We start from the raw sequence: 24,237 nt of genomic DNA on the forward strand, positions 1-24,237 counted from the left end.
AATTTCTAGGTTGTATAAATGGTCGAAGCTGTCGCAATAGTATGCCACTGGTTGGCTGTCGTTGCTGCGAAGTCCTTGTCTGCGTAGAAGTCAGTAAATGGAAGAATCTCTACTTCTAGTTCGTCAATACGAGAGATTTCGCCTGCCAGGTAGTTTTCAATGCGACTTTCTGCTCGCTTGATCCGCTGCAAGAGTCCGCCCATACGGATATCGACCGTATCTAAGCCAAAGACCTTGTTTTCTTTCAACCATTGTTGGCTAAAGAGGGCATGGAAGTTTTCAATCTCACTTCTGAGTTCTGGCAGTTCTTCTCTAGCGATTTGTTGCAAGCTTTCTTTATCATCCACTTGATAAGCCTCACGAATGCGTCGCCCCACATCAACCTTGCTACTTAAAATAGCATTCAACTGGGCCTGAGTTTCGAAAAGATAAGCGTAGACTCCAGCTTTATCTTTAATGTCAGAAAGAGTCTCAGCTGCCTGGGCAAAGTGAGGCTTGTCCTGTTCAGGTGTCATGTGCTTATCAAGGATTGGACAGAGAACATCCTGATAAAAGACATAGCGATTGGGGTTGATTCCGCTGAGATTATCTGGTAGATCTGGTAAGAGGTTGGCAAGGTCAAGCTGCATAAAGTCCTCAACAGATAGACCTGTATTGGTCTTGAAGTGAGCAGATAAACGCTCTAAATCATTTCGATAGCTGAGTTCTGCCCAGATTTGCAAGCTTGGTAGAATAGAGAACTGAGCTGTTTCACCACCATTGTCCCCCCATCCAGTCACGATGACTTCTTTGATCTGATTAGCACGGCAGGCTTTGTTTGCTTCGATAGCGATGAGACGACTGAAATGGTTGTGTGGTGTGAAACCAATCCACTTCCAAGCACCACCTGCAAAGGCAATATCCTGGCTAATCTTGTGGTGGTTACCGAAGTTACGGTTGTATTTTTCTTCGCTATCCTGATAATAATCCCAGTAAACCAAGGTCACACGGTCTTTGAGACGGTCTAAGTAAACACGAGTTTCTTCTGGAATTTCCACATCACGGTCGTACTGGCCATCTGCTGACATGAGTTTGAAGAACATATCGCTCCACATCTGGCAGTGGAAACCATACTTGTCTGCAATATCCAGCACGCGCTCCAAATGTTGACACATGAGGAGGCTACGGTCCACAACACCGTTTAAGATGAGGTAGCGTCCCAAACCAACCAAGTGGGCTTCGTCCATGCCGATATTGACCTTGCGTGTTTGTAGCTTAGACAAAGTCGCAAACATTCCGTCAATCAAATCATAAACCTTTTCTTCACCGATGAGGAGAATGTCCTCTACATCACGGAGTTGTTGAACTTCTTTGACGCCCCATTTGACAAAGGCTGACAAGTGAGCCAAGGTCTGAATACAAGGTACAAAAGTCATGTCAAACTGCTGGGCATAGGCTTCGATTTCCTGTAATTCTTCAGCTGAGTATGCTCCACGGAAATAGCCAAAATAAGGTTGCCCTTCAATCTGATAGGTGTCTTCCATGTAGAGCTCAAAGGTTGAATAACCCATCAGAGCTAAGACTTCAATTATCTGTTTGGCAGATGCAACATTTAGAACTGCATTACGGGAACAATCCGCCATGTAGGCTAAATCTTCATAAGCCACTTGCTCCTCAATCTCTACCTTATCACCTTCTACCAAAGCTGTTGCGAGAACAGACAAGGCGCGATAGAGTTGGTGAGGTTTGCGATAAGTCAATTGATAGCTTCCGCCCTCACCCTTGATAGAAATAGAAGATTGATCAGACTGGGTGACTGCCACTTCTACATCTGGTAGAGAAATGTGCTTTTGAAGTAAGTCTATAGCTTGCTGTTGTTTAGTGCTAATTCCGGTAAAATTTACCATTGCTTTTCCTCCTGTAACCAGTTGACAAGGGCACCGTAGAGATTGGCATCTGCCTGATAGGTGCAGGCTTGGATCACTGGCGCAATTGTATACTCTTCATATCTTTCCACAAAGACGTCTACCGCTTTTTGCACCCCTTTGATAAAATCTGGGTTCTGACTGATAGAGCCACCTAGGCTAATGACATCTGGGTCGATTAGATATTGGATATTGAGTAATCCTTGAGCTAGGTTACGATTCATACGCTCAATGGCTTCTTGGCAAAGGGCATTGCCTGCTGCAGCCTCTTGGTAAACCTTACGGCCATCCCAGTCTGACTGACCTGATTTTTCAATCACATAACGAACCATGTTTCCTGTAGAAGCTAGTTGTGACCAGTTATTGAGTTTTTCTGCTGGTTCGATAGTTGTCATGTAGCCAAACTCACCGCCCAAGCCATGGCGACCACGGTGAATTTTGCCATTGATAATCATAGCACCGCCAATCCCTGTGCCAATGACAACACAGGCTGCATTTTCAATCTCAGGATGAGCTAGCAGTTCACTAAGTCCAACACAGTTAGCATCATTTTCTAGATGGACAGGTAGCTGGTGATGAGAAAGGGCCTGGTACCATGAAAAACCATGGATATAAGGAATGGCACTAATCCCCTCGATCACTCCTGTTTCTTGATTGACCGCTCCTGGAACACTCATAGCAATCCCACGATAGTCCTGTTCTGACAAGCGTTGGTCCAACCAAGCCAATAAATCTTCTAGAGTTTCTGGAGTTGGGGTGCTGGTCTTATCTAAAATCTTTCCATCAGGAGTTAGACTAGCAAACTTAATACCAGTCCCTCCGATATCAATCGTTGCAATGGTCATTGCTTTCACCTGCAAAAGGAGCGAATCAGCAGTTGGTTCTTACTTTTTCGCTCCTCCTTTCTGTTTATGTTTTATTTTTGAAATTAAATTTCTTCTTTTTGAATGAATTCTGTACGAATTTCCTGTGGTGCCAATAGTCTTGAATGGACTGGGTATGGGCGTTCCAACAAGTCAAGAATGGTTTGTTGTTTTTCAGACACACGGATATTTTCTTGACTCATGTTGTAGTAACGAAGGACATAACCTTCTTCATTCTCAGCCACCTTAAAGGCTGTTGGGCAGACTTGTGGCAAGTTCAGTGCTGGATGGTTAAAGAGGCTACCCGTTGCTGCAACGCTACCCTCTTGTTTTGCAACTTGAAGAGCTGTAAATGGCACCTGGAAGGCTTTGGCACGACGGAAAGCTGAGAAGCGTTCCCCTGCTTGGTGACATTCTACTGCAAACTCAACTTCGATAGCTCGCAAGCACTGGGCTTCTGGCGTTGGGAAATAGCCCCAGTCACCGAGTTCGCCTGAAGCACGAAGAAGGGTTACAGCCATGGTGTCATCTCCAAGAATTTCATACTCGTGCAATCCTTTATTGGATACTGTCACTCCTTTAACATCATCATACAAGCTGACAAAGGCTTGTTGGTGTTGTGGATTTTCAGGATTTTCCCAAGAAGCTGCCGGTTTATTTGGTCTTGTCACAACTTCATAGATGCTTTCAGAATCATTGCTTGGACGAGTGTTATGAGTTTTCACCAAGAGACGGATGCGGTGGTCTTTGGCTGTATTAGTAAAGCGAGTCTTGAAGCGAATCTGTGGATTGTCCACAAAGACAGTCATTTCTGTTTCAAGAGGAATAGTTGTCAAATCTTCTGAACGACCTGCATCTCGTTTCATGAACTCGATGATACCTCTTTGTTCAGCATCCAATTTTTCATCTGCGCTAACTGGAATAGTCAAGTCATGTTTGAGCAATACCTTAGCATAGCGAGCATTGTTTTCTAGGACATCGTATCCCTTCAATTGAGCATAGATTGGCTCAGTTCCTTTTGGTTGGAAGTAAATATACTCGTTTCCGACATCTCCTCGATCCTCGAAGCGAATAAAGTCTTCGTAAGCTTCGTTTGTAGTCTTGTCATAGACTGTGATTCCTTGGTCTACACTGACAGTTACGAATGGGGTATCAATGACTCCGTTTTGGTAAATACCATCACGGTAATCTACTTGACCCTCGACCAATTGGAAGCTTGCCCAAGAAAGCGGTGCAAGGTGGACTGGGACTGTCACGCGCACTTGGCGTGCAATATATGGTTGGCGGAATTTATCCTTAGGCAAAGTATAGCCAAAACTTGCTCCCAAGTCTTCAACCTTGGCTTCAAGGATATGGCCATCCAAATCTTCAACATGGTAATCTGGCAAGATCACGGCTGCCATCTTCTTGTAACCTTCAGTCGGATGCAATTCTTTGAAATCACAAGTCACAACATCCACTACAACACTAACTGTATCAACCTTGTCATGTAAAGCTGTGTTGACAACGGTAAAGAGGTGGTCGCTTTGCGCATTTTGAGTAGCTAGCTTGCTCTTCCACTCGTTGAGAAGGTTAGTCTTAACAAAATTCCCGACTTGATTAACCTTTGCAAAACGAGTTTCCATTTCACGGTGAACTTCATCAATACTACAACCACAGATACTATCGTGCGGTGCATTTTGCAGAAGTACTTTCCAAGCATAGGTCAATTGATCCTTGTGGTTGTGTCCACCAGTGATAATGGTTAATGGTTCCACGACCTGCTCTAACAAGTTGCTATTTTCTTGGAAGGCTTGTTTGAGGTAAATACGGGAAGAAGATGTGTTAGCAAGAGTATACCAACCATCCGTTTCCTGACTGGTCAACTCACCTGTAACCGTTGATAGGTGTTCAGGAAGTGCACTTTCCACTGCTTGGACATATTCATCAAAAGAACTGTGAATAAAGGTCACGTCTGGGAAAAGTTCGTTGGCCACACGAATCGCTTCACTAATATTTCTCTGTACAGGCTGGTGGTCACAACCGTTCATCATCAACCATTGGTTGGTAGATGCATAGTCACGGACGTCTGCCAATTTTTGTTTCCAGAAGGTCAAGGCTTCGTCTCTATCCACTGGAATTTCATTCCCGTTACTGTACCAGTTAGCAAAAAGAATGCCGAGTACACGGCTACCATCAGCCCCTTGCCAGTACATCTCAGAAAATTGAGAGGTAAACTGTTCATCTTCAAGGACTTGATTGTCAAATCCGATTGGCTTGACACCGCGACCAAAGGCTGCTACGTGAATACCTGATTTTTGAAGGATTTGAGGAGCCTGCCCCATATTTCCAAAGGTGTCTGGGAAGTAACCAATTTGAGTAGATTTGCCCCATTTAGCACATTCCGCTTGTCCAATCAAGGTATTGCGGACGTTAGCTTCACTGGAAATCAAGTAATCATCCTGCAAGATATAGAAGGGCCCAATCTTCAATTTGCCTTCGTCGATATAACGCTGCACCTTGTCACGGTTTTCAGGGCGAATTTCTAAATAGTCATCGAGGACAATGGTCTGTCCATCTAGGTGGAAGCTCTTGAACTCAGGATCATTTTCAAAAAGATCAAAAAGATTGTCAAAAAGTTCCACCAATTGCATACGGTGACTTTCAAAAGGTAGATACCACTCACGATCCCAGTGACTGTGAGAGATGATATGTACAACAACATTTTCCATGAGTAAAACCTCATTCTAACTTAAATTTAAAAGTATATTTGTGATTCTTTGCAAGAACCAGTGAAGCTAAAGCGTGCTCCTTATACTCAATGAAAATCAAAGAGCAAACTAGGAAGCGAGCCGCAGGCTATACTTGAGTACGGCAAGGCGAAGCTGACGTGGTTTGAATTTGATTTTCGAAGAGTATTAGCGGATATCCAGGTAATCCAAGACTAATTCGCAGAACATCATGTTGGCCCATGAGAACCATTCGCGTGAGTAGAGTGTCGGATCGTCTACGTGAAAGCTTTCGTGCATAACACCTGTTCCGCCATCACAGGCAACTAGTTGGTCTAGCAAGTATTTTTTCTCAGCTTTATCTGTAGCTGTTAAGCCTTGAATTGATAGGGCAATCGGCCAGATATAACGATAGAAGGTATGAGAGCTTCCAAGTCCGCTAGCGTATTCTCCTTGGTAGAAGTAGGGATTTTCAGGGCTGAGAATGGTGCGACGAGTGGCTTGATAGACCTCATCGTTCACATCACAATAACCAAGATATGGAGCAGCTAACAAACTTGGTACGTTAGGGTCGTCCATGATGCTAGCATTTCCTAAACCGTCTACTTCAAAGGCATAGATCTTCTCGCCCTTGCTATTAGTCGTGTAGGCGTAATTTTCAATCCCTTCTTGGATTTCAGCTTGCAGACGTTTAGCGTCAGAAATGATACTCTCGCTATCAGCTAGATTCAATTCTGCAAAGATTTCCTGGACATAACCCAAGACAACCACTGCAAACATATTCGACGGAATCAAGTAGCTATACTGACAGCAGTCATCACTTGGACGAAAGGCTGACCAGGTCATTCCTGTAACGGCAAAGTCAGGACCAAAGCCGTCATTTACCAAGGTATCTTCCTTACGGTCGGTATCACGAACAAAGCGATATGGTGAGTTCTTGTGGTCTTGTTCCACCGTCCAGAGATGGAGAATCTCCTTAGTCGCCGTAACAAAAGTTCCATCAAACTGGCTAGTCTCACCAGTTTCTTTCCAAAGAAGGTAAGCCAACTGCAATGGGTAGCAAAGCGAATCCACTTCATACTTGCGCTCCCAAATCCAGCCATTCAAGTCTGTATGGTCTGTCTCATGGTGGCCTTTCCAGTTCTCCTCAATATTGAAAGAGTTGGCATAGGGATCTTTGAGAATCAAAGTCATCTGACGTTTAACCAAACCAGCAATGGTCTGACGCAAACGAGGATCTCTTTTAGCCACATGGAGGTATGGTCTCAGCTGAGCAGTCGAGTCCCGAAGCCACATAGCAGGGATATCTCCAGTCAGTACAAAAGTTGAGCCGTCTTCTAAGATCTCAACTGTATTGTCCAAGGTGTCTGTATAGCAACGTTCAAAGACATCAACCCACTCAGGATGATCTTTAGCACGCTTTGCTACCTCATCTAGCCACTCTCTGACAATTTCTTTTGAATAAACCATAAACTATTTTGCCTCTTTCAAACAAATTTTCATTTTCAGTATATAGCTTTTAGTCCAGAAAATATATACACAAATGTTAGTCATTATTCTACAAAATTGTTATATTTTGAAGTCGCTTTCTAAAAGTCTCCTTTTTCTGATATAATGTAGAAAACTACTGAAGGAACTACTATGAAACCTATACTTGAAACCATTGATACGCGTTTTGGAACAGCCAGTAAACATGCTTTTTCACGAGGAAACACCCTACCTTACACGGGCGTACCTTTTGGGATGAATTACTTTGTGCCCCAGACCAGTGACCAGGAGGGCTCTTGTTTTTTTGATCCTCATCTTCCTATCTTTCAGGGTATTCGACTAACCCACCAGCCTAGTCCCTGGATTGGTGACTACTCTTGGCTACTTCTAACTCCAGTCACAGGAGATATTATCGGGGATACCCTCTACCATCGCCAATCCTCTTATAATCTAGAGCGTGCTATTTTCAATCCCCATTATCTCCGAATTTTTTCTGAGCGTTATCAGATTGAAACTCAACTCACACCTACTTGCTATGGGGCTTCTATTCAACTAAGACAGATACAAGGCAAGAAGCTCTCACTCTATCTGCATGCAACTGATGATTTATCATTAGAGCAAGTAGATGAGCGTACTGTCAGCCTTGGTCAAAGCGGATTAACCGAAACCAACAAAAGTCCCCTCGTCATGTTTACTGCTCTCGCATTCTCTACGGATATTCTATCTATCAATCAAGTGGGGCAAGACTGGCGTATCGACTTGGCTGGAGCAGAAGCTCTAGTTCAACTAGCCACTTCTTTTATTTCTAAAGAACAGGCCCTCTTTAATCTGCCTATAAAAGACTTTGAAGAAACGAAAACAGAGGCTAAAGAAAGTTGGGAAAACCTTCTAGGTCGTTTTGATGTCGTAGAAACCGGCCCTGTAGACCAAACATTTTTTGATTACTGTCTATATAGACTCTTTCTTTTCCCACAAACCTTCTATGAGGTAAATGAGCAAGGCGAGAATATTCATATAGACCTTGCTTCAGGGACTATCAAACCAGGTCTTCTCTTTACCAATAATGGTTTCTGGGATACCTTCCGCACTTCATTCCCACTCTTTGCCTTGATTATTCCAGAATACTATCGTCAGTTCCTTGAAGGCTTCCTCAATAGCTACCGCGACACTGGATATCTTCCTAAGTGGCTTGCCCCTGATGAAAGAGGAATGATGCCTGGCACTTTGATTGATGGTCTTATTGCAGATAGCGCCTGCAAAAACATGGCACCTGAGCTTGAGGAAGAATTTCTCAAAGCCATGATCAAAACTGCGACCAATGCAGATCCAAAAGCTATCAATGGACGACACGGCCTGGCCCAATACCAAAAGCTAGGATACCTATCCACGGACTTCCATGAAAGTGTCAGTCATACACTGGACTATGCTTACAGTGATTTTTGCATCTCTACCTGCGCAGCAAAATTAGGTCAAGAAGAGCTGGCACAAGCCTATGCTCAATATGCTAAGAATTATCAAAACCTATTTGACCCTGAGACAGGCTATATGAGGGCGCGTGATGTAGATGGCTACTTCCGTCCTGACTTTTCTCCATATAGTTGGGGGCGAGATTACGCCGAATGTTCAGCTATTCAAGCCAGTCTAGGTGTCTTACATGACATTTCTGGACTTAGCCAACTAATGGGTGGAAAGGAAGCCTTTAGTAACTATCTTTTAAAAACTTGTCAAAGTCTCCCTCTCTTTGAAACGACAGGCTATGGATATGAAATTCATGAGATGAGCGAAATGGCAACAGCGCCATTTGGGCAACTAGCCATTTCAAACCAACCAAGCTTTCACATCCCTTATCTCTTCCGCTATAGCAATTATCCTCAATACACCAGTCTCTTAATCAAGACTCTCCGTCAAAAAGCCTTTCGAGCTGGCTGGGATGCTTATCCAGGAGATGAGGATAACGGTAGTCTATCTGCTTGGTATGTCTGGTCTGCCCTTGGACTTTACCCGACCTGCCCAGGAAAAGCAAGCTATGACCTTGGGATTCCACTCTTTGATCACCTTCGTATCTATCTGACAGAAAGAAACAAGTGGTTGGATATTCGTACACAACAAAATCATGAACACTTCCACTTTGTACAAGACTGTCATCTTGACGGAAAAGAAGTTCAGAGTATTAGTCACCAGGATTTGCTAGATGCTCAAACTCTCAACTTTACCCTCAGCTGGTTACCAAATCACTAATCGATCAAATCCCTTTGCCATGTACAAGGGGATTTTCTGATTTATAGTAAATCTTCCACAAAGTTATCCACAGATTGTGCATAACTTTCAATCAACTTTCAAATCAATTTCATGTACTTCCAAACGATTTCTCTCAACCATTTTTTTGACATTCTAAAGTAAAACACCCTCAATAGACTGTTCTATCAGTCTTTATAACCGACTAGCTTAGTACCCAACTCATACATTCTATCTCTTTTTTCTAAACTAACATTTGGAAAATAATTTTTTATTTCACAAAGTTATCCACAGATTGTGTATAACTTTTACTCAAGTACAAACTCCATCTGATAAATTCCCTCCTACATTTTTTATAGTAAATTTCAAATTTTGTTAGGCGCTTTCAAAAAATCATGATATACTGAAATTATAAGAAAAGGAGACATTATGAAAAAAGATCAACACCAACTTAATTGGCTGATGGTTTCTCTTATTGCTTTCAACATGGTTTGGGGGCTCGGAAACGTCGTCAACAACTATTCTCAACAGGGGATTTCAGTAGTCGTATCTTGGGTTTTAATCCTCGCACTCTATTTTATCCCATACTCCCTCATCGTTGGACAACTAGGTTCTACCTTTAAGGAAAGCGGAAGCGGTGTTAGTGACTGGGTTGAAAAAACATCAACCAAACGTCTAGCCTACTTTGCTGCTTGGACCTACTGGGTTGTGCATATCCCTTATCTTGCACAAAAACCTCAAGGAATCCTGATTCCGCTTGGATGGGCCTTGCAGGGTAACGGACAATTTCTAAAACAAATCGACATCCACTGGATCGTTATTCTCTGCTTACTAATCTTTGGACTTTTCCTCTACCTTTCTACAAAAGGATTGACAACACTGAAAGTCATCGGTAGCTTGGCAGGAAGTGCCATGTTGATTATGTCTTTACTCTTTGTACTTTTGGCTGTCGGTCTGCCTTTCATTAAGCCAGACATCCAGTTTGCGACACCGCACATGGATCAACTGAGTACTTACATTCCAAACTTTGATTTCTCTTATTTTACAACAATCTCACTATTGGTCTTTGCAGTTGGTGGTTGTGAAAAAATTTCCCCATATGTGAATCAAACTCGCAACCCTGAAAAAGAATTTCCAAAAGGTATGATTGTGATGGCCATCATGGTGGGGCTATCTGCTATCCTCGGATCAGTTGCCATGGGAATGCTATTTGATGGTAATAACATCCCTGAAGACCTCATGCGTAATGGTGCTTATCAAGCCTTCCAAATGTTAGGAAATTCTTGGGGAGTTGGAAACCTATTTGTCGTGATTTACGCTCTTACAAATATGGTCGGACAAATAGCGGCACTTGCCTTCTCTATTGACGCACCATTGCAAATCCTTCTCAATAACGCTGATGAAAACTACATCCCAAGCTGGCTTCGCAAACGTACTGAAAAAGGTGTCCTCATTAACGGTTACCTCCTTACAGGTGTCCTCGTTAGCCTCATCATCATCCTTCCAATTTTTGGTATTCAGGAAATTGATGGACTTGTAAAATGGATGACCAACCTCAATTCTATCGTAATGCCAATGCGTTATCTCTGGGTATTCCTTGCCTATATGATGCTCAACCGTGCTTGGAAAACATACAAAAATGCGGAATACAAGTTTGTGAACAATCCTAAACTTGGCTTTGTTATCGGTACTTGGTGCTTTCTCTTTACTGCCTTTGCTTGTATCCTTGGTATGGTTCCAAAAATTAACTACGCTGAGAATCCAACGGCTTGGCAATTCTCGCTTCTTACAAACATCTTGACCCCAATTATTCTGATTGGTTTAGGTGTTATTCTACCAATCCTTGCAAAAAAAGAACAAAAGAAACAAATCAAATAAATTCTACTATTAGCTAGATAGTTTCACTTTTGTCTTTTCCCGAAAGAAAAATCCCTTTGAACAGTAGCGTTCAAGGGGATTTCTTTTTGTCTAATAGTCTATTTTTTATTTGGCTTCATACCAAGTCACGCCTTCATTTTCATCAGCAATGAGGGGCACACTTAGTTGAATAGCTTCTTCCATGGTTTGTTTGACGAGTTTTTTTATGGCAGCTAATTCTGACTTAGGCACTTCAAGAACAATTTCATCGTGTACTTGTAGAAGCATCTTAGTCTGATAACCACCCTCTACCAATGCTTTATCTAGTTGAATCATAGCGATTTTGAGAATATCTGCAGCCGAACCTTGGATAGGGGAGTTGATAGCTGTACGTTCTGCAAAACCACGAATGTTAAAGTTACGCGAATTGATATCTGGCAACTCACGACGACGTTTGAAGAGAGTTTCTACATAACCCTTATCACGCGCCTCACGTACCACTTCATCCATGTAGTTTTTGATCCCTGGGAAGCGTTCAAAGTAGGTATCAATGTAGGCCTTAGCCTCTTTACGACTGATACCTAGGTTATTGGATAAACCAAAGTCTGAAATTCCGTAAACCACTCCAAAGTTGACAGCCTTGGCATTGCGGCGGTCGTTCGGAGTCACATCCTCAGGACGTTCAATCCCAAAGACACGCATGGCTGTCGAGGTATGGATATCCGCTCCTTCTTGGAAGGCCTTGATTAAGTGCTCATCTTTAGAGATATGCGCCAAAACTCGCAATTCAATCTGTGAATAGTCAGAGCTGAGAAGGACACTGTCCTCCCATTCTGGTACAAAAGCCTTACGGATAAGGCGACCTTGTTCCAAACGAACAGGGATATTTTGCAAGTTTGGATCGACACTAGACAGACGACCTGTCTGAGTCAAATCTTGCACATAGCGCGTGTGAATCTTGCCATCAGCTAAAATCCAGTCCTGCAAACCAATCACATAAGTGGATTGAATCTTAGCAATTTGACGGTAGTCTAGAATTTTCTTGACGATTGGGGCAATCGGAGCTAGGCGCTCCAAGACATCCACGGCTGTCGAGTACCCTGTCTTGGTTTTCTTGGTATATTCGAGAGGGAGACCTAGTTTTTCAAAAAGAAGGACACCCAACTGTTTAGGTGAATTGATATTAAATTCCTCACCTGCTAGGTCATAAATCTCTTGCGTCAGCTTTTCAATGACAAGCTCATTTTCAGCTTGCATCTCGAGTAGAGTTTCTTTTTTAACCTTAATCCCAGCGATTTCCATCTTAGCAAGAACAAAGGCCAGAGGCTGCTCCATATCATAGAGAAGGTTTAACTGTCCGTTTTCACTTAACTTTTCAAGCAATACAGGCTCTGTCTCAACCAGCACAGCAACCTTGCGAGCCAAGTGCTCCAAGAATGTCTCTCTCTCAGGGATAGCTTTCTTGATCCCCTTACCGTAGAAGGTCTCATCATCAACCAAATAAGTTTGGCCGTAGAGACTAGCGATAGTTGAAATTTCATTATTCTCGACAGTAGAGAGAAGGTATTTGGCCAAGCGACTGTCAAAAGCTGGAGCCTGTAAATTCAAACCAAAACGATTTAAGAGAACTTTAGCTTTCTTAAAGTCATACACTTTCAGAGGTGTTTTTTCTAGAAAATCCTTGAGAATCGGATTCTGCAAAAGTTCCAACTTATCTGTAGCGTATAGCTTGTCCCCACAAGACCAAGCAAAACCAACCAAATCATCTGTATGGTAATTTTCACCAAAAAGTTCAAAGTGGAAGATAGAGTCGGCACTCAGCATATCTTCAGTCACTTTGTCAACCATGGTAAAATTCAAACTCTCAGCTTGGTTAGTCTGAGAAGCATTCAAGGCTTGCTTGAGCTGTTTAAAGCCCATCTCATCGTAGAATTTTCCTAAGCTTTCCACATCTGGACCGCTATAAACCAAATCATCTAGACTGATTTCAATTGGCGCTTTCGTGTCGATGGTCGCTAGTGTTTTAGACAGAAAAGCTTGTTCCTTGTCATTGACAAGATTTTCCTTCATCTTGGAAGCCTTCATGCCATCGATATTTTCATAAATACCTTCCAGCGATCCGTGTTCTAACAAGAGCTTGATCCCAGTCTTTTCACCAATCTTGGTCACCCCAGGGATATTATCAGACTTATCCCCCATGAGTGCCTTGAGATCAATGAACTGAGCTGGTGTGATTCCCATCTTTTCCATGAGATAAGCCGGTGTAAAGGCCTCAAACTCAGCCACACCTTTCTTAGAAATCTCAACCACAGTATGCTCATCTGTCAACTGAATCAAGTCCTTGTCTCCGCTGACGATAGTTACATCAAAAGAATCCTTTTCAGCCAAACGACCCAGAGTCCCGATGATATCATCTGCTTCATACTGAGCTAACTCATAATGACGAATCCCAAGATGGTCTAGCAACTCACGAATAAAAGGAAATTGCTCACGAAACTCATCCGGAGTCTTGGCACGACCACCCTTATAGTCTGCATACATATCTGTACGGAAAGTCGTCTTCCCAGCATCAAAAGCAACCAAGATATGACTCGGTTGAACACGCTCCAGTAGGTGATTTAACATCAGATGAAATCCATAGATTGCATTGGTATGTAGTCCATTGTCATTTTTAAAACGATCTAGTTGCTGATAAAGGGCAAAAAATGCTCGGAAAGCAACTGAAGAACCGTCAATCAATAATAATTTTTTCTTGTCCATACACCCATTATAAAGGAAAGCAGGGAAAAATACCATTAGGAAGAGCCCAAATGCTGAATAACACTTATGAGACTGGTTTTTCTACTCGAACTCCATCGCCATCAACTTGAAATCCATCGATAGTAGTATTTACTGCCAATTCTCCAGATGCATTTACATAGTAATGTTTTCCTGAAACCTGGAACCACTGGCTGGTTTTCATAGCTCCAGAACTTTCCAGATAATACCAAATACCTTTTTCCTTCAACCAACCTGTCTGCATTTCACCAGATGACTTCAAGTAATACCAATTCGAACCATCTTTTAACCAACCTGTCGTCATTCTACCATCAGCTTGCAAATGATACCAGTTCCCATTAATCTTCTTCCAACCGACGGCTATCTGACCATTTTCATAGTAGTACCAACTTGTTCCCTCTTTTGCCCAACCATTTTTAGAGCTAACTGTTTTAGTTAAGGGGATATAACGTCTGTTTCCACTTCGTGAAATATAACTAATCCATTTATAGCCTTCTTTTTCAAAGGTTTGATCATAATGAACACTCATTCCAGCTTCGTAGTAATCGATAACAGTAGATGTCAATGATGGCTGATCCATAATAGCAGATTTTTCTGTGAAGTGATGAGTTCCACTGAAAGCTAGTAGAGACTGATGATGCCCTACACTAGCATTCCCTACATCTTTAAAGTGAATGAAACCAGTCATAGAACTCGCCTTTACAATTCTACTATGATATGTTTCTGTATAATCATAATTGTACTCCTCGATTTCAATCATGTCTCCAATCACATTAGATACCCAGGCTACGTGACCGTACTGCCCTCTTGTACTCCAAGCAATCGCACCAATTGCTGGTTGCTGGTCCACCCGATAGCCTTCTTTTTGGGCTCGATAACCCCATTGATTAGCGTTCCCATAAGCAGCTGGTAGTTCAAAACCATTGACACTACTTAAACGAAAAGCAGCAAAAGAGGTGCATTGTCCCGAGTACATACGCCACTTATCAATTTTTTGACTTCCATTTTTATAATAATAGGGATAATCATCTCCTCGTGCCAGTGATCCATTGTTTGCCTGGTTGGCATGAACAGTTCCTTCACCAAACAAAAAAGCTCCTGCTAGTAATAGTGAAGCTGATCCTACAGCTGTCTTTCTGAGAAAAGTTCCCTTTTTATGTCCTGCTTTAGTAAATGTCATGCATTCTCCTTCAAATAATTAGATTTTTGAGGTTGACCTCATCTATATCATTCGAAAGAAAAAGAAAAAAGTGAGAAACTTCCCACTTTCATGAATATCCTTAATCTAAATAATGAATTAAGTTCTTTTCTGTTAAAATATCTGAATAGGTGAAAGATTCAACATAGACGTTTGCCTGTTTGTCTCCTTCAACATTTCCAAACTCAACGATGAAGAGCGATGGATAAACCTCAATTAGTTTTCCCAAACGATTTTTTTGGCGTTTACGACCATTTTCTAAGGTCATTTCTACCACTTGTCCCTCATGCGCCTTAATTTCTTCTTTGATTTTTTTCATTTTAGCCACATCTGTAAATGCGTCTGTCATCTTGCTTCCTCCATCTTCGAAATACTTGAAAATTTATTATATTCTTTTTGGAAAATCAATTCTACCGTTCCGCGAGCACCGCTACGGTTTTTCTCGATAATCACTTCTACTTTATTATTTGGAATGCCTTCCTCCTCTTCACCACCGCGCTCATAATAGTCATCACGATAGAGAAAGGCTACGATATCAGCATCCTGCTCAATAGATCCAGATTCACGAATATCAGACAAAACTGGTCTCTTATCTTGACGTTGCTCTACACCACGAGAAAGCTGACTAAGAGCTATAACTGGAACTTTGAGTTCTTTTGCTAAGATTTTCAACTGACGGGAAATCTCAGATACTTCTTGTTGACGATTTTCTCGACCAGTTCCAGTGATAAGCTGAAGATAGTCAATCAAAATCAAGCCCAGATTACCTGTTTCTTGAGCCAGTTTACGGGAACGAGAGCGAATTTCTGTGATCCGAATCCCTGGTGTATCATCAATGTAGATACTTGCATTAGCCAGATTACCCTGAGCAATCGTATACTTGCGCCATTCTTCCTCAGTCAATTGCCCTGTACGGATAGAATGCGACTCTACCAAGCCTTCCGCAGCTAGCATACGATCGACCAAACTTTCAGCACCCATTTCCAGAGAGAAAATAGCAACTGTCTTGTCTAATTTGGTTCCGATATTTTGCGCAATATTCAAAGCAAAGGCTGTCTTACCAACCGCAGGACGAGCTGCCAAAATAATCAATTCTTCCTCATGCAGACCTGTCGTCATGTGATCTAAATCTCGATAACCTGTCGCAATACCCGTGATATCCGAAGTCTGTTGCGAACGAGCTTCTAGATTCCCAAAGTTGATATTCAATACATCACGAATATTTTTAAAACCATTTCGATTGGCATTCTCACTAACGTCAATCAAGCCTTTTTCTGCACGAGCGATAATTTCGTCAGCAGGTTGAGAAGCTTCATAGGCTAGGTTTACAGACTCTGTCAACTTAGCAATCAGGCGTCGAAGCATAGCCTTTTCTGCTACAATTTTAGCATAGTATTCCGCATTAGCAGAGGTTGGCACTGAATTGACAATCTCAACCAGATAAGACAAGCCTCCGATAGTTTGTAAATCACCTTGACTATCTAGTATAGTCCGAACTGTGGTTGCATCAATAGCATCTCCACGATCAGACAAATCAACCATAGCCTGAAAAATCAAACGGTGAGCATACTTAAAGAAGTCCTGTGAATCGATATATTCTCGGACAAAAACGAGTTTAGTCTCATCAATAAAAATGGCTCCCAACACAGATTGTTCTGCTAGAATATCTTGAGGCTGAACACGTAGTTCTTCAACTTCTGCCATCAGACTTTCCTTCCTTTTACAATGTTGTCAACCAATCGTAAATTAAGCTTCCTTGACACGAAGATTGATTACACTTGTCACATCTTGATAAATCTTCACCGGAACATCAATCAAACCAACTGCTCGGATTGGTGATTGAACTTGAATATGACGTTTATCAATTTTAATACCAAATTGTTTTTGCAATTCTTCTGCAATCTTCTTGTTAGTAATTGACCCAAATGTACGTCCATCTGGACCAACTTTTTCAACAAACTCAACGATTGTTTCTTCTGCTTCCAGTTTCGCTTTAATTTCCTTAGCTTCTGCAAGCATCTCTGCATGTGCTTTTTCTTCTGATTTTTGCTTACCACGCAACTCACCAATGGCTTGAGCTGTAGCTTCCTTAGCAAGGTTTTTCTTAATTAAAAAGTTTTGTGCATATCCAGTTGGTACTTCTTTAATTTCACCTTTTTTCCCTTTACCTTTAACATCTGCTAAAAAGATTACTTTCATTCTTCTGACTCCTTTTCTTTTGTTTCATTAAAAATAACTGTTTTCAGTTTATCTCCTGCTTCTTGCAGGCTCATATCTGTCAAACGTGCCGCAGCTAAGTTAAAGTGACCACCGCCACCTAACTCTTCCATAATTCGTTGGACATTGATCTTACTTCTGCTTCGCGCAGAAATGGAGATTGATCCTTGACTATTCTTAGCAAGTACAAAGCTGGCCTCTATACCAGACATAGCAAGCATAGCGTCAGCAGCCTTACTAATAACAACCGTATCGTACTCTTTATCCTCCAAAGCTTGAGCAACCAGGATTGATGGCTGCACCATTTGCCCTTGTAAAATTAACTCATTTACTAATCGATATTCTTCAAAATCCGTAGCCGAAATTTCCTGAATGACAATGCTATCACTCCCTCTCGTTCTGAGATAACTTGCAACATCAAAAGTTCGACTAGTTACCCGAGAGGTGAAATTTTTAGTATCCAGCATCATCCCTCCCATAAGAACACTAGCCTGAATACGACTCAAACGTTTCTTCTTAGAGTTTTGAAATTGAATCAATTCTGTTACTAGTTCACTAGCACTACTAGCTCCACTCTCGATATAGGTAATGACCGAATTATCTGGAAAATCTTGGTCACGACGATGATGGTCAATGACAATCGTCTGGGTAAACAAGTCATAAAACTCTTTGGATAAGGTTAAAGCTGTCTTAGAATGGTCAACCATCACCAGTAAGGAGCGTTTGGTAACCATTGTCATAGCCTGGCCTAAAGAAAGAAGTTTTGAAACACCCTCCTCTTCCAAATAGTTAACCGCTCGAGCAATATCTGGAGACATCTGTGTAGGTTCATAAATCACATAACTCTCTTCCAGTACATTACTCGAAAACAACTGCATTCCAACTGCTGAACCAAGAGCATCCATATCCAGATTCTTATGACCAACAACAAAAACTCGATCAACACTTTTAAGTTTGTCTGAGATAGCTGTCATCATGGCACGAGTTCGTGTCCGAGTACGTTTAACTGATGCTGCTGAACCTCCTCCAAAGTAGATTGGATTTTTAGTTTCATCATTCTCTTTTACGACAACTTGGTCACCACCACGAACTTCAGCTAAATTGAGATTAAGAAGAGCCACCTTCCCAATCTGATCATGATTCCCATCACCATAGGAAACTCCCATACTCATCGTTAGTGGTAAATTCCGTTGCTTGGCTTCTTCACGAAAGGTATCAATCACAGAAAACTTATCCTGCATCAAGTGATTAAGCACAGTGTAATCCGTAAATAGATAAAAACGATCCATACTTACTCTACGAGAAAACATGGCATATTTCCCAGCAAATTCGGAAACAAAATTTGCAACAAAACTATTGATATGACTAATGTCTGATTCAGACGTTTCATTTTCCAAATCATCATAGTTATCAACTGAAATAACTCCAATTACAGGACGACTTGTTACCAATTCAGCAGTCGCCTCATACTCACCAGAAACATCAAAAAAGTATAAGACACCTGAATTTCTATCTAAATGCACTGCATAACGTTTCTCCCCAACAATGGCATAAGACCCTGGGGAAGAAATCGAACTCTTTAAAATCTTTTGAAATTGAGGAAAATCAATTTCTCCATCCTCAGTTGTCAAAATTAATTCCGCATAGGGATTGAACCATTCAATCTCACTGCTGTCCATATTTAATTTAACAACCCCGACAGGCATTTGCTCCAACAGAGCACTCAAACTATCCGTAGCCTGATGATTGACATACTGGATTTGCTCGATATCTGTTTTTTTGTAATATTTTTTCTGGAAATTAAATAGCAGAACATAGAATACGATAAATAAAAATAGACTTGCTATAGTGATAAGATTATCCTTTACTAACACAATCAAAATGGTCATAATCGTAAAGGTTACCATAGCAATCAGATACATAAAAAAGGGATTTATTTCATTTTTTTTCATTACAAACCTCTTGCGCATTATTATACCATAATTGTAGCCAAAATGCGACTTTTAAAGAGGTATCTCTAGCTACCAACTTCAGATTTTCAAACTAAAAAGTGGTTTACACTAGTGTAAACCACTTTTACAGACTAATTTTTAAGATTATTTAACTTCTAGAAGACCAATATCTCCGTCTTCACGACGATAAATAACATTTGTTGTTTCATCTTCAACATCTACATAAATAAAGAAGTCATGTCCCAATAAATCCATCTGTAAGATAGCTTCTTCCAAATCCATTGGTTTCAAATCAATTTGTTTTGAACGAACAACTTTTGGTTGTGCTACATTTAAGTCCTCAACTAAAGCATCTGTAAAGAGTTGACTTGTAGATACTTTATTTCTGTTCTTACGTTCAATTTTAGTTTTGTTTTTACGAATCTGACGCTCAATCTTATCTGTCACCAAATCAATAGAACCATACATATCTTGAGAAATATCTTCTGCACGAAGAGTAATAGATCCAAGCGGAATGGTTACTTCAACTTTAGCAGTCTTTTCACGGTAAACTTTCAAGTTAACACGCGCATCCAATTCTTGGTCTGCTTGGAAGTATTTTTCGATCTTTTCGAGTTTAGAAACTACATAATCACGAATTGCTTCTGTTACTTCTAGGTTTTCACCACGGATACTATATTTAATCATATAAGTACCTTCTTTCTAAACATATTTGTTTTTCTAATTATATTATAACGCTTTCATATTTTTTTTGCAAACTTTTTCCTCATCTTGCGAGGGAAAAAGTTTTAATATTCTGACAACCAGACTCTAATAGCATACTTTTAAGACGATTCAAGGTAGTTCCAGTTGTATAAATATCATCAAAGAGTAAGATATTTTCTGGGAGCTTCACACCATCTTTCAGAAAAAATGGGAACTCTGTAAGTAAACGATCTGCTCGATTTTTTGAAGAACTAGCCTCCACTTCGTTTTTAACCAAAATATCCAGATATGTTAGTCCAGTCTCCTTTATCAAACCCTCTACTTGATTAAAGCCTCTACTTTTAAAACGCTGCTCACTCAGAGGTACGATCACAATCCGATAACCCTTGTACTTTTTTAACTCTGTTTGCAAAATTTTAGAAAATACCTTTCTTAAAAGATAATCGCCATCAAATTTATAGCGACTAAAATACTCTTTCATAGCCTGATTATAGGAATAAAGAGCTGCATGATCAACCTTTACACCTTTTTTACACCAAAATTGACAATCTTGACAATTTGTTGACACGTCTTTTTTGAAACAACTAGGGCAATGGTTGTCACCGATACTCTCAAAAGACGATAGACAAGATTCACATACTAGTTCCTCCTCCTTTTTAAAACAGAGCAGGTTAGTAAAGCTTATCTCTGTTTGCAAGCTTTTAGCACACAATAAACACTTCATACTCCTGCCTCCTGATTCATTTGTTTAATCTCCTTTATGGCTCTCTTAATAGACTGATTGAGTCCGTCATGGAAAAATATAAGTTCTCCAGTAGGACGATCCATGCTTCTTCCAACTCGTCCACCAATTTGTACTAAACTTGACTTGGTAAAGAGTTGATGATTGGCTTCCACCACAAAAACATCTACACGAGGGAAGGTAACTCCACGCTCTAATATAGTTGTGCTTATTAATATCGATAACTTTCCATCTCGAAAGGCCTGTACCTGCTCTAATCGGTCTTCTGTGATTGAGGATACAAAGCCTATTTTCTCATTCGGAAACTTCTCCTGCAAAATTTCTTTTAGCTTTTCTCCCTTTTTAATCTCAGAGGCAAAGATTAGTAAGGGATAGGCCGTCTTTCTCTGTTTCTCAATGTAAAGTTTTAATTTTGGAGGTAAGCTATTTTTTTCTAAATATCTATTAAAATGCGATAACCAGATTGGCTTGGGAACAATGAGAGGATTTCCATGAAAGCGACGTGGCAAACTGAGACGCTTTAACTCCCCTTGTTTAACTTTTCTGTCTAACTCATCTGTTGACGTTGCTGTTAAAAATATTCTCAATCCATTTTCCTTTACACAATTGTTGACTGCATGGTAAAGTACAGGATTATCAACATAAGGGAAGGCATCCACTTCATCCACAATCAACAAGTCAAAGGCCTGATAAAACTTTAATAACTGGTGAGTGGTTGCTACAACTAAAGGGGTGCGAAAATAAGGATCCGAATCCCCATGTAATAGTGCAATCTCACATGCAAAATCATTTTGTAGTCGTTTATGCAGCTCTAAGCAAACATCTATGCGAGGACTTGCCAAACAAACAGCTCCACCCTGATTTATCACCTTGGCAACAACTTGGTAGATCATCTCTGTCTTACCAGCTCCTGTCACCGCATGTACCAAAGTAGCCTCCCTCTTCTCTACTGCCTGAAGGAGTCCTTGTGATACGCGCTCTTGAAAAGGAGTCAGTTGACCTGACCATTTGAGGACATCTTGCTCCGGAAACCTTTCTTGCGGAAAATAATAGAGTTCTTGATCACTTCTTATTCGCTTCATAATCAAGCATTCTCTACAATAAAAAGCACCAACAGGCAAATGCCAATCTTCTTGTATCTGACTACCACATCGCTGACAAGATAGTTTCCCCTTCTCTTTTTTCATAGATGAAATTGTTTTTGCTTGCTGTCTCTCATCATAACTTAATTCTTGTTCCGTAAAAAGGCGACCGAGATAATTTGGATTTACTTTCATATTTCTCTATTCGTAAAATGTAGAAGTTTAAGCTATTTTTTAGTACAATAAAACTATGGAATATAGAACTATAAAAGAGGACGGACAAGTCCAAGAAGAAATCAAAAAATCACGCTTTATCTGTCATGCTAAACGTGTCTATAATGAGGAAGAAGCCCGTGACTTTATCTCAGCCATCAAAAAAGAACACTATAAAGCAACCCACAACTGCTCTGCTTTTATTGTCGGTGAACGCAGTGAAATCAAGCGAACTAGTGATGACGGAGAGCCTAGTGGAACTGCTGGTATTCCTATGCTAGGAGTTTTGGAAAATCACAACCTTACTAATGTCTGTGTGGTAGTTACTCGTTATTTCGGCGGTATTAAACTAGGAGCTGGTGGTTTGATTCGTGCTTACGCTGGTAGTGTTGCTCTAGCAGTTAAGGAAATTGGTATTATTGAAATTAAAGAACAGGCAGGGATACAGATTCACATGACCTATGCCCAGTATCAAGAATATGGGAATTTTCTTAAAGAGCATAATCTCATAGAATTAGAGACAAACTTTACAGATCAAGTTGACACTATTCTTTTCATTGACAAAGAAAAGAAAGATGGTATTAAGGCTGATCTCATTGAATTTTTCAATGGAAAAGTTACTCTAACTGACAAAGGTTTACGTGAAGTTGAAATACCTGTAAACCTATCGTAAAGAAAGGAAATATCATATGGCTTTTGGAAGATTAATTCAGGGACTCGCTGGAAACTTCAGTGAGCAAAGTAAAGAAGCTCTTACCAAGGAGTTTGGACAATATTTATTAGAAAATGAAGAAATTCAAAGCGGATATAAACTCATTCGTGACTCAATTATCTTTACAAATATCCGAATCATCTTTACAGATAAACAAGGGGCAACCGGACGGAAGATGTCTATCAAATCCATTTTCCTCATAAACATTGTCAATGTTGAGATGGAGACCGCTGGTCTTGGGATTGATGATAGTGAGATTACGATTACTTACTTAGAAAATGCCTTTTTAAAAGCTCATAATGAGCACTTTAACTCTCACAAATTTGAATTTCCAAAGAAAACTGATATTGTACCTCTTTACACCTATCTATTTGAATTAGCTTATCACAATCGTTTGAATATTAACGGTTTGAATCACTGATATAAAAAAATCCTATCGCTTCGATAGGATTTCTATATTTTACAAAAGTTTAAGATAGCGTTATACTAGAAGCATCTTATATAAAGAGGTGCTTATATGGCTATTTATAACAACATCACAGAACTCATCGGTAGAACACCGATTGTTAAATTAAACAACATTGTACCCGAAGGTGCAGCAGATGTTTATGTAAAACTTGAAGCTTTTAACCCAGGATCATCCGTTAAAGACCGCATCGCCCTAAGTATGATTGAAAAAGCAGAACAAGAAGGTAAACTTAAACCAGGTTCTACTATTGTGGAAGCAACAAGTGGAAATACTGGTATCGGACTTTCATGGGTTGGTGCTGCTAAAGGCTATAAAGTTGTTATCGTTATGCCTGAAACCATGAGTGTTGAACGTCGTAAAATTATCCAAGCTTATGGAGCTGAACTAGTCCTCACTCCTGGTAGTGAAGGAATGAAAGGTGCGATTGCAAAAGCGCAAGAAATTGCTGCTGAGCGTGATGGTTTCCTACCATTACAGTTTATTAACCAAGCTAACCCAGAAGTTCACGAAAGAACAACAGGAGCTGAAATTCTAGCTGATTTCGGAGCTGATGGTTTAGATGCCTTTGTTGCTGGTGTTGGTACTGGAGGAACTATTTCAGGTGTTTCTCATGCTCTTAAGGCTGCTAATTCAAACATTCAAGTTTTTGCAGTTGAGGCAGATGAATCAGCAATCTTATCAGGTGAAAAACCAGGACCTCACAAAATTCAAGGTATCTCTGCTGGATTCATCCCAGAAACACTTGATACAGAAGCTTATGATGGTATCGTTCGCGTAACCTCAGACAATGCTCTCGCACTTGGTCGTGAGATTGGCGGAAAAGAAGGCTTCTTGGTAGGTATTTCTTCTGCAGCTGCTATCTACGCAGCAATCGAAGTTGCTAAAAAACTTGGGGAAGGTAAAAAAGTTCTTGCGCTTGCACCAGATAACGGAGAACGTTACCTATCTACAGCACTCTATGAGTTTGAAGTCTAGTCTCCTAAATACACAAAGTCCTTGTTAAAGGGCTTTTTGTTTACCTTTTAAAATAAACCTCTGAATCCCCCTCCAACAATCATAACCACCCGTCTAACGGGTGGTTTGCCCCAGGGCTATAAGCCCAAATTACCAGCCA

18 protein-coding genes are annotated in these 24,237 nt (G+C 40.7%); 5 read left to right on the forward strand and 13 right to left on the reverse strand.

What is annotated here, in order from left to right; genetic code table 11:
• Positions 1 to 5: 5 nt before the first annotated feature.
• The 4 genes from ADF68_RS05075 to ADF68_RS05090 form a co-directional block, all read right to left on the reverse strand.
• Positions 6 to 1,886, reverse strand: coding sequence for a beta-N-acetylhexosaminidase (locus tag ADF68_RS05075; protein WP_049548876.1), 1,881 nt, complete (start codon positions 1,884 to 1,886; stop codon positions 6 to 8).
• Entirely contained in the window at positions 1,880 to 2,749 is an 870-nt protein-coding gene (locus ADF68_RS05080) for an ROK family protein (protein WP_049548877.1), read from the reverse strand. Before ADF68_RS05080 ends, ADF68_RS05075 begins: the two co-directional genes overlap by 7 nt.
• 83 nt (positions 2,750 to 2,832) lie before the next feature.
• Entirely contained in the window at positions 2,833 to 5,478 is a 2,646-nt protein-coding gene (locus tag ADF68_RS05085; protein WP_049548878.1) for an alpha-mannosidase, read from the reverse strand.
• A gap of 186 nt (positions 5,479 to 5,664) precedes the next feature.
• Positions 5,665 to 6,945, reverse strand: a complete 1,281-nt coding sequence (locus tag ADF68_RS05090; protein WP_049548879.1) for a glycoside hydrolase family 125 protein — start codon at positions 6,943 to 6,945, stop codon at positions 5,665 to 5,667.
• A 171-nt stretch (positions 6,946 to 7,116) separates the two neighbouring features.
• Here ADF68_RS05090 and ADF68_RS05095 point away from each other — a divergent pair, with 171 nt between their 5' ends.
• Together ADF68_RS05095 and ADF68_RS05100 are read left to right on the forward strand one after the other, a co-directional pair.
• The gene (locus ADF68_RS05095) at positions 7,117 to 9,201 is read left to right on the forward strand and encodes a GH92 family glycosyl hydrolase (protein WP_049548880.1); all 2,085 of its coding nucleotides are present in this window, start codon (positions 7,117 to 7,119) and stop codon (positions 9,199 to 9,201) included.
• Positions 9,202 to 9,627: 426 nt separating this feature from the next.
• Entirely contained in the window at positions 9,628 to 11,076 is a 1,449-nt protein-coding gene (locus ADF68_RS05100) for an APC family permease (protein WP_049548881.1), read from the forward strand.
• A gap of 105 nt (positions 11,077 to 11,181) precedes the next feature.
• Here ADF68_RS05100 and polA read toward each other — a convergent pair whose 3' ends face one another.
• The 9 genes from polA to ADF68_RS05145 all read right to left on the reverse strand — a co-directional run bounded on the left by polA (position 11,182) and on the right by ADF68_RS05145 (position 21,924).
• Positions 11,182 to 13,815: a DNA polymerase I gene (gene polA, locus ADF68_RS05105; RefSeq protein ID WP_049548882.1), complete on the reverse strand. Its 2,634-nt coding sequence runs from the start codon at positions 13,813 to 13,815 to the stop codon at positions 11,182 to 11,184.
• Between the two features lie 64 nt (positions 13,816 to 13,879).
• Positions 13,880 to 15,013 carry an SH3 domain-containing protein gene (locus ADF68_RS05110; RefSeq protein WP_049548883.1) on the reverse strand — a complete coding sequence of 378 codons (1,134 nt, stop codon included), beginning with the start codon at positions 15,011 to 15,013 and terminating at the stop codon, positions 13,880 to 13,882.
• 100 nt (positions 15,014 to 15,113) lie between these two features.
• On the reverse strand, positions 15,114 to 15,380 hold the full coding sequence (locus tag ADF68_RS05115) for a Veg family protein (RefSeq protein ID WP_000128621.1): 267 nt from the start codon (positions 15,378 to 15,380) through the stop codon (positions 15,114 to 15,116).
• Positions 15,377 to 16,735, reverse strand: coding sequence for a replicative DNA helicase (gene dnaB, locus ADF68_RS05120; RefSeq protein WP_049548884.1), 1,359 nt, complete (start codon positions 16,733 to 16,735; stop codon positions 15,377 to 15,379). Before dnaB ends, ADF68_RS05115 begins: the two co-directional genes overlap by 4 nt.
• 42 nt (positions 16,736 to 16,777) lie before the next feature.
• Complete coding sequence (gene rplI, locus ADF68_RS05125; RefSeq protein ID WP_000864204.1) at positions 16,778 to 17,230, reverse strand: 50S ribosomal protein L9; 453 nt, start codon at positions 17,228 to 17,230, stop codon at positions 16,778 to 16,780.
• Positions 17,227 to 19,200, reverse strand: a complete 1,974-nt coding sequence (locus ADF68_RS05130) for a DHH family phosphoesterase (RefSeq protein WP_049548885.1) — start codon at positions 19,198 to 19,200, stop codon at positions 17,227 to 17,229. Before ADF68_RS05130 ends, rplI begins: the two co-directional genes overlap by 4 nt.
• A 144-nt stretch (positions 19,201 to 19,344) precedes the next feature.
• A complete protein-coding gene (gene hpf / locus ADF68_RS05135) occupies positions 19,345 to 19,887 on the reverse strand; it encodes a ribosome hibernation-promoting factor, HPF/YfiA family (protein WP_049548886.1) in 543 nt (180 codons plus the stop codon).
• Positions 19,888 to 19,966: 79 nt separating this feature from the next.
• Complete coding sequence (locus tag ADF68_RS05140; protein ID WP_049548887.1) at positions 19,967 to 20,629, reverse strand: ComF family protein; 663 nt, start codon at positions 20,627 to 20,629, stop codon at positions 19,967 to 19,969.
• On the reverse strand, positions 20,626 to 21,924 hold the full coding sequence (locus tag ADF68_RS05145) for a DEAD/DEAH box helicase (RefSeq protein WP_049548888.1): 1,299 nt from the start codon (positions 21,922 to 21,924) through the stop codon (positions 20,626 to 20,628). The genes ADF68_RS05140 and ADF68_RS05145 overlap by 4 nt, the downstream gene beginning before the upstream one ends.
• Positions 21,925 to 21,979: 55 nt before the next feature.
• Between ADF68_RS05145 and ADF68_RS05150 the strand changes: the two genes are divergently transcribed.
• From ADF68_RS05150 to cysK, 3 genes are all read left to right on the forward strand, one after another.
• Positions 21,980 to 22,615: a YigZ family protein gene (locus ADF68_RS05150; protein ID WP_049548889.1), complete on the forward strand. Its 636-nt coding sequence runs from the start codon at positions 21,980 to 21,982 to the stop codon at positions 22,613 to 22,615.
• Positions 22,616 to 22,631: 16 nt separating this feature from the next.
• Entirely contained in the window at positions 22,632 to 23,075 is a 444-nt protein-coding gene (locus ADF68_RS05155; protein WP_049548890.1) for a PH domain-containing protein, read from the forward strand.
• 96 nt (positions 23,076 to 23,171) lie between these two features.
• On the forward strand, positions 23,172 to 24,098 hold the full coding sequence (cysK, locus tag ADF68_RS05160; protein ID WP_049548891.1) for a cysteine synthase A: 927 nt from the start codon (positions 23,172 to 23,174) through the stop codon (positions 24,096 to 24,098).
• Positions 24,099 to 24,237: the final 139 nt, after the last annotated feature.

Source organism: Streptococcus pseudopneumoniae, from assembly GCF_001068775.1.
In the GTDB taxonomy this organism is placed as follows: Bacteria; Bacillota; Bacilli; order Lactobacillales; family Streptococcaceae; genus Streptococcus; species Streptococcus pseudopneumoniae_N.

Excerpts from the sequence above, each read along its gene's own strand:
- ADF68_RS05075 (WP_049548876.1), bottom strand. The coding sequence starts at position 1,886 with ATGGTAAATTTTACCGGAATTAGCACTAAACAACAGCAAGCTATAGAC.
- ADF68_RS05080 (WP_049548877.1), bottom strand. The coding sequence starts at position 2,749 with ATGACCATTGCAACGATTGATATCGGAGGGACTGGTATTAAGTTTGCT.
- ADF68_RS05085 (WP_049548878.1), bottom strand. The coding sequence starts at position 5,478 with ATGGAAAATGTTGTTGTACATATCATCTCTCACAGTCACTGGGATCGT.
- ADF68_RS05090 (WP_049548879.1), bottom strand. The coding sequence starts at position 6,945 with ATGGTTTATTCAAAAGAAATTGTCAGAGAGTGGCTAGATGAGGTAGCA.
- ADF68_RS05095 (WP_049548880.1), top strand. The coding sequence starts at position 7,117 with ATGAAACCTATACTTGAAACCATTGATACGCGTTTTGGAACAGCCAGT.
- ADF68_RS05100 (WP_049548881.1), top strand. The coding sequence starts at position 9,628 with ATGAAAAAAGATCAACACCAACTTAATTGGCTGATGGTTTCTCTTATT.
- polA (WP_049548882.1), bottom strand. The coding sequence starts at position 13,815 with ATGGACAAGAAAAAATTATTATTGATTGACGGTTCTTCAGTTGCTTTC.
- ADF68_RS05110 (WP_049548883.1), bottom strand. The coding sequence starts at position 15,013 with ATGACATTTACTAAAGCAGGACATAAAAAGGGAACTTTTCTCAGAAAG.
- ADF68_RS05115 (WP_000128621.1), bottom strand. The coding sequence starts at position 15,380 with ATGACAGACGCATTTACAGATGTGGCTAAAATGAAAAAAATCAAAGAA.
- dnaB (WP_049548884.1), bottom strand. The coding sequence starts at position 16,735 with ATGGCAGAAGTTGAAGAACTACGTGTTCAGCCTCAAGATATTCTAGCA.
- rplI (WP_000864204.1), bottom strand. The coding sequence starts at position 17,230 with ATGAAAGTAATCTTTTTAGCAGATGTTAAAGGTAAAGGGAAAAAAGGT.
- ADF68_RS05130 (WP_049548885.1), bottom strand. The coding sequence starts at position 19,200 with ATGAAAAAAAATGAAATAAATCCCTTTTTTATGTATCTGATTGCTATG.
- hpf (WP_049548886.1), bottom strand. The coding sequence starts at position 19,887 with ATGATTAAATATAGTATCCGTGGTGAAAACCTAGAAGTAACAGAAGCA.
- ADF68_RS05140 (WP_049548887.1), bottom strand. The coding sequence starts at position 20,629 with ATGAAGTGTTTATTGTGTGCTAAAAGCTTGCAAACAGAGATAAGCTTT.
- ADF68_RS05145 (WP_049548888.1), bottom strand. The coding sequence starts at position 21,924 with ATGAAAGTAAATCCAAATTATCTCGGTCGCCTTTTTACGGAACAAGAA.
- ADF68_RS05150 (WP_049548889.1), top strand. The coding sequence starts at position 21,980 with ATGGAATATAGAACTATAAAAGAGGACGGACAAGTCCAAGAAGAAATC.
- ADF68_RS05155 (WP_049548890.1), top strand. The coding sequence starts at position 22,632 with ATGGCTTTTGGAAGATTAATTCAGGGACTCGCTGGAAACTTCAGTGAG.
- cysK (WP_049548891.1), top strand. The coding sequence starts at position 23,172 with ATGGCTATTTATAACAACATCACAGAACTCATCGGTAGAACACCGATT.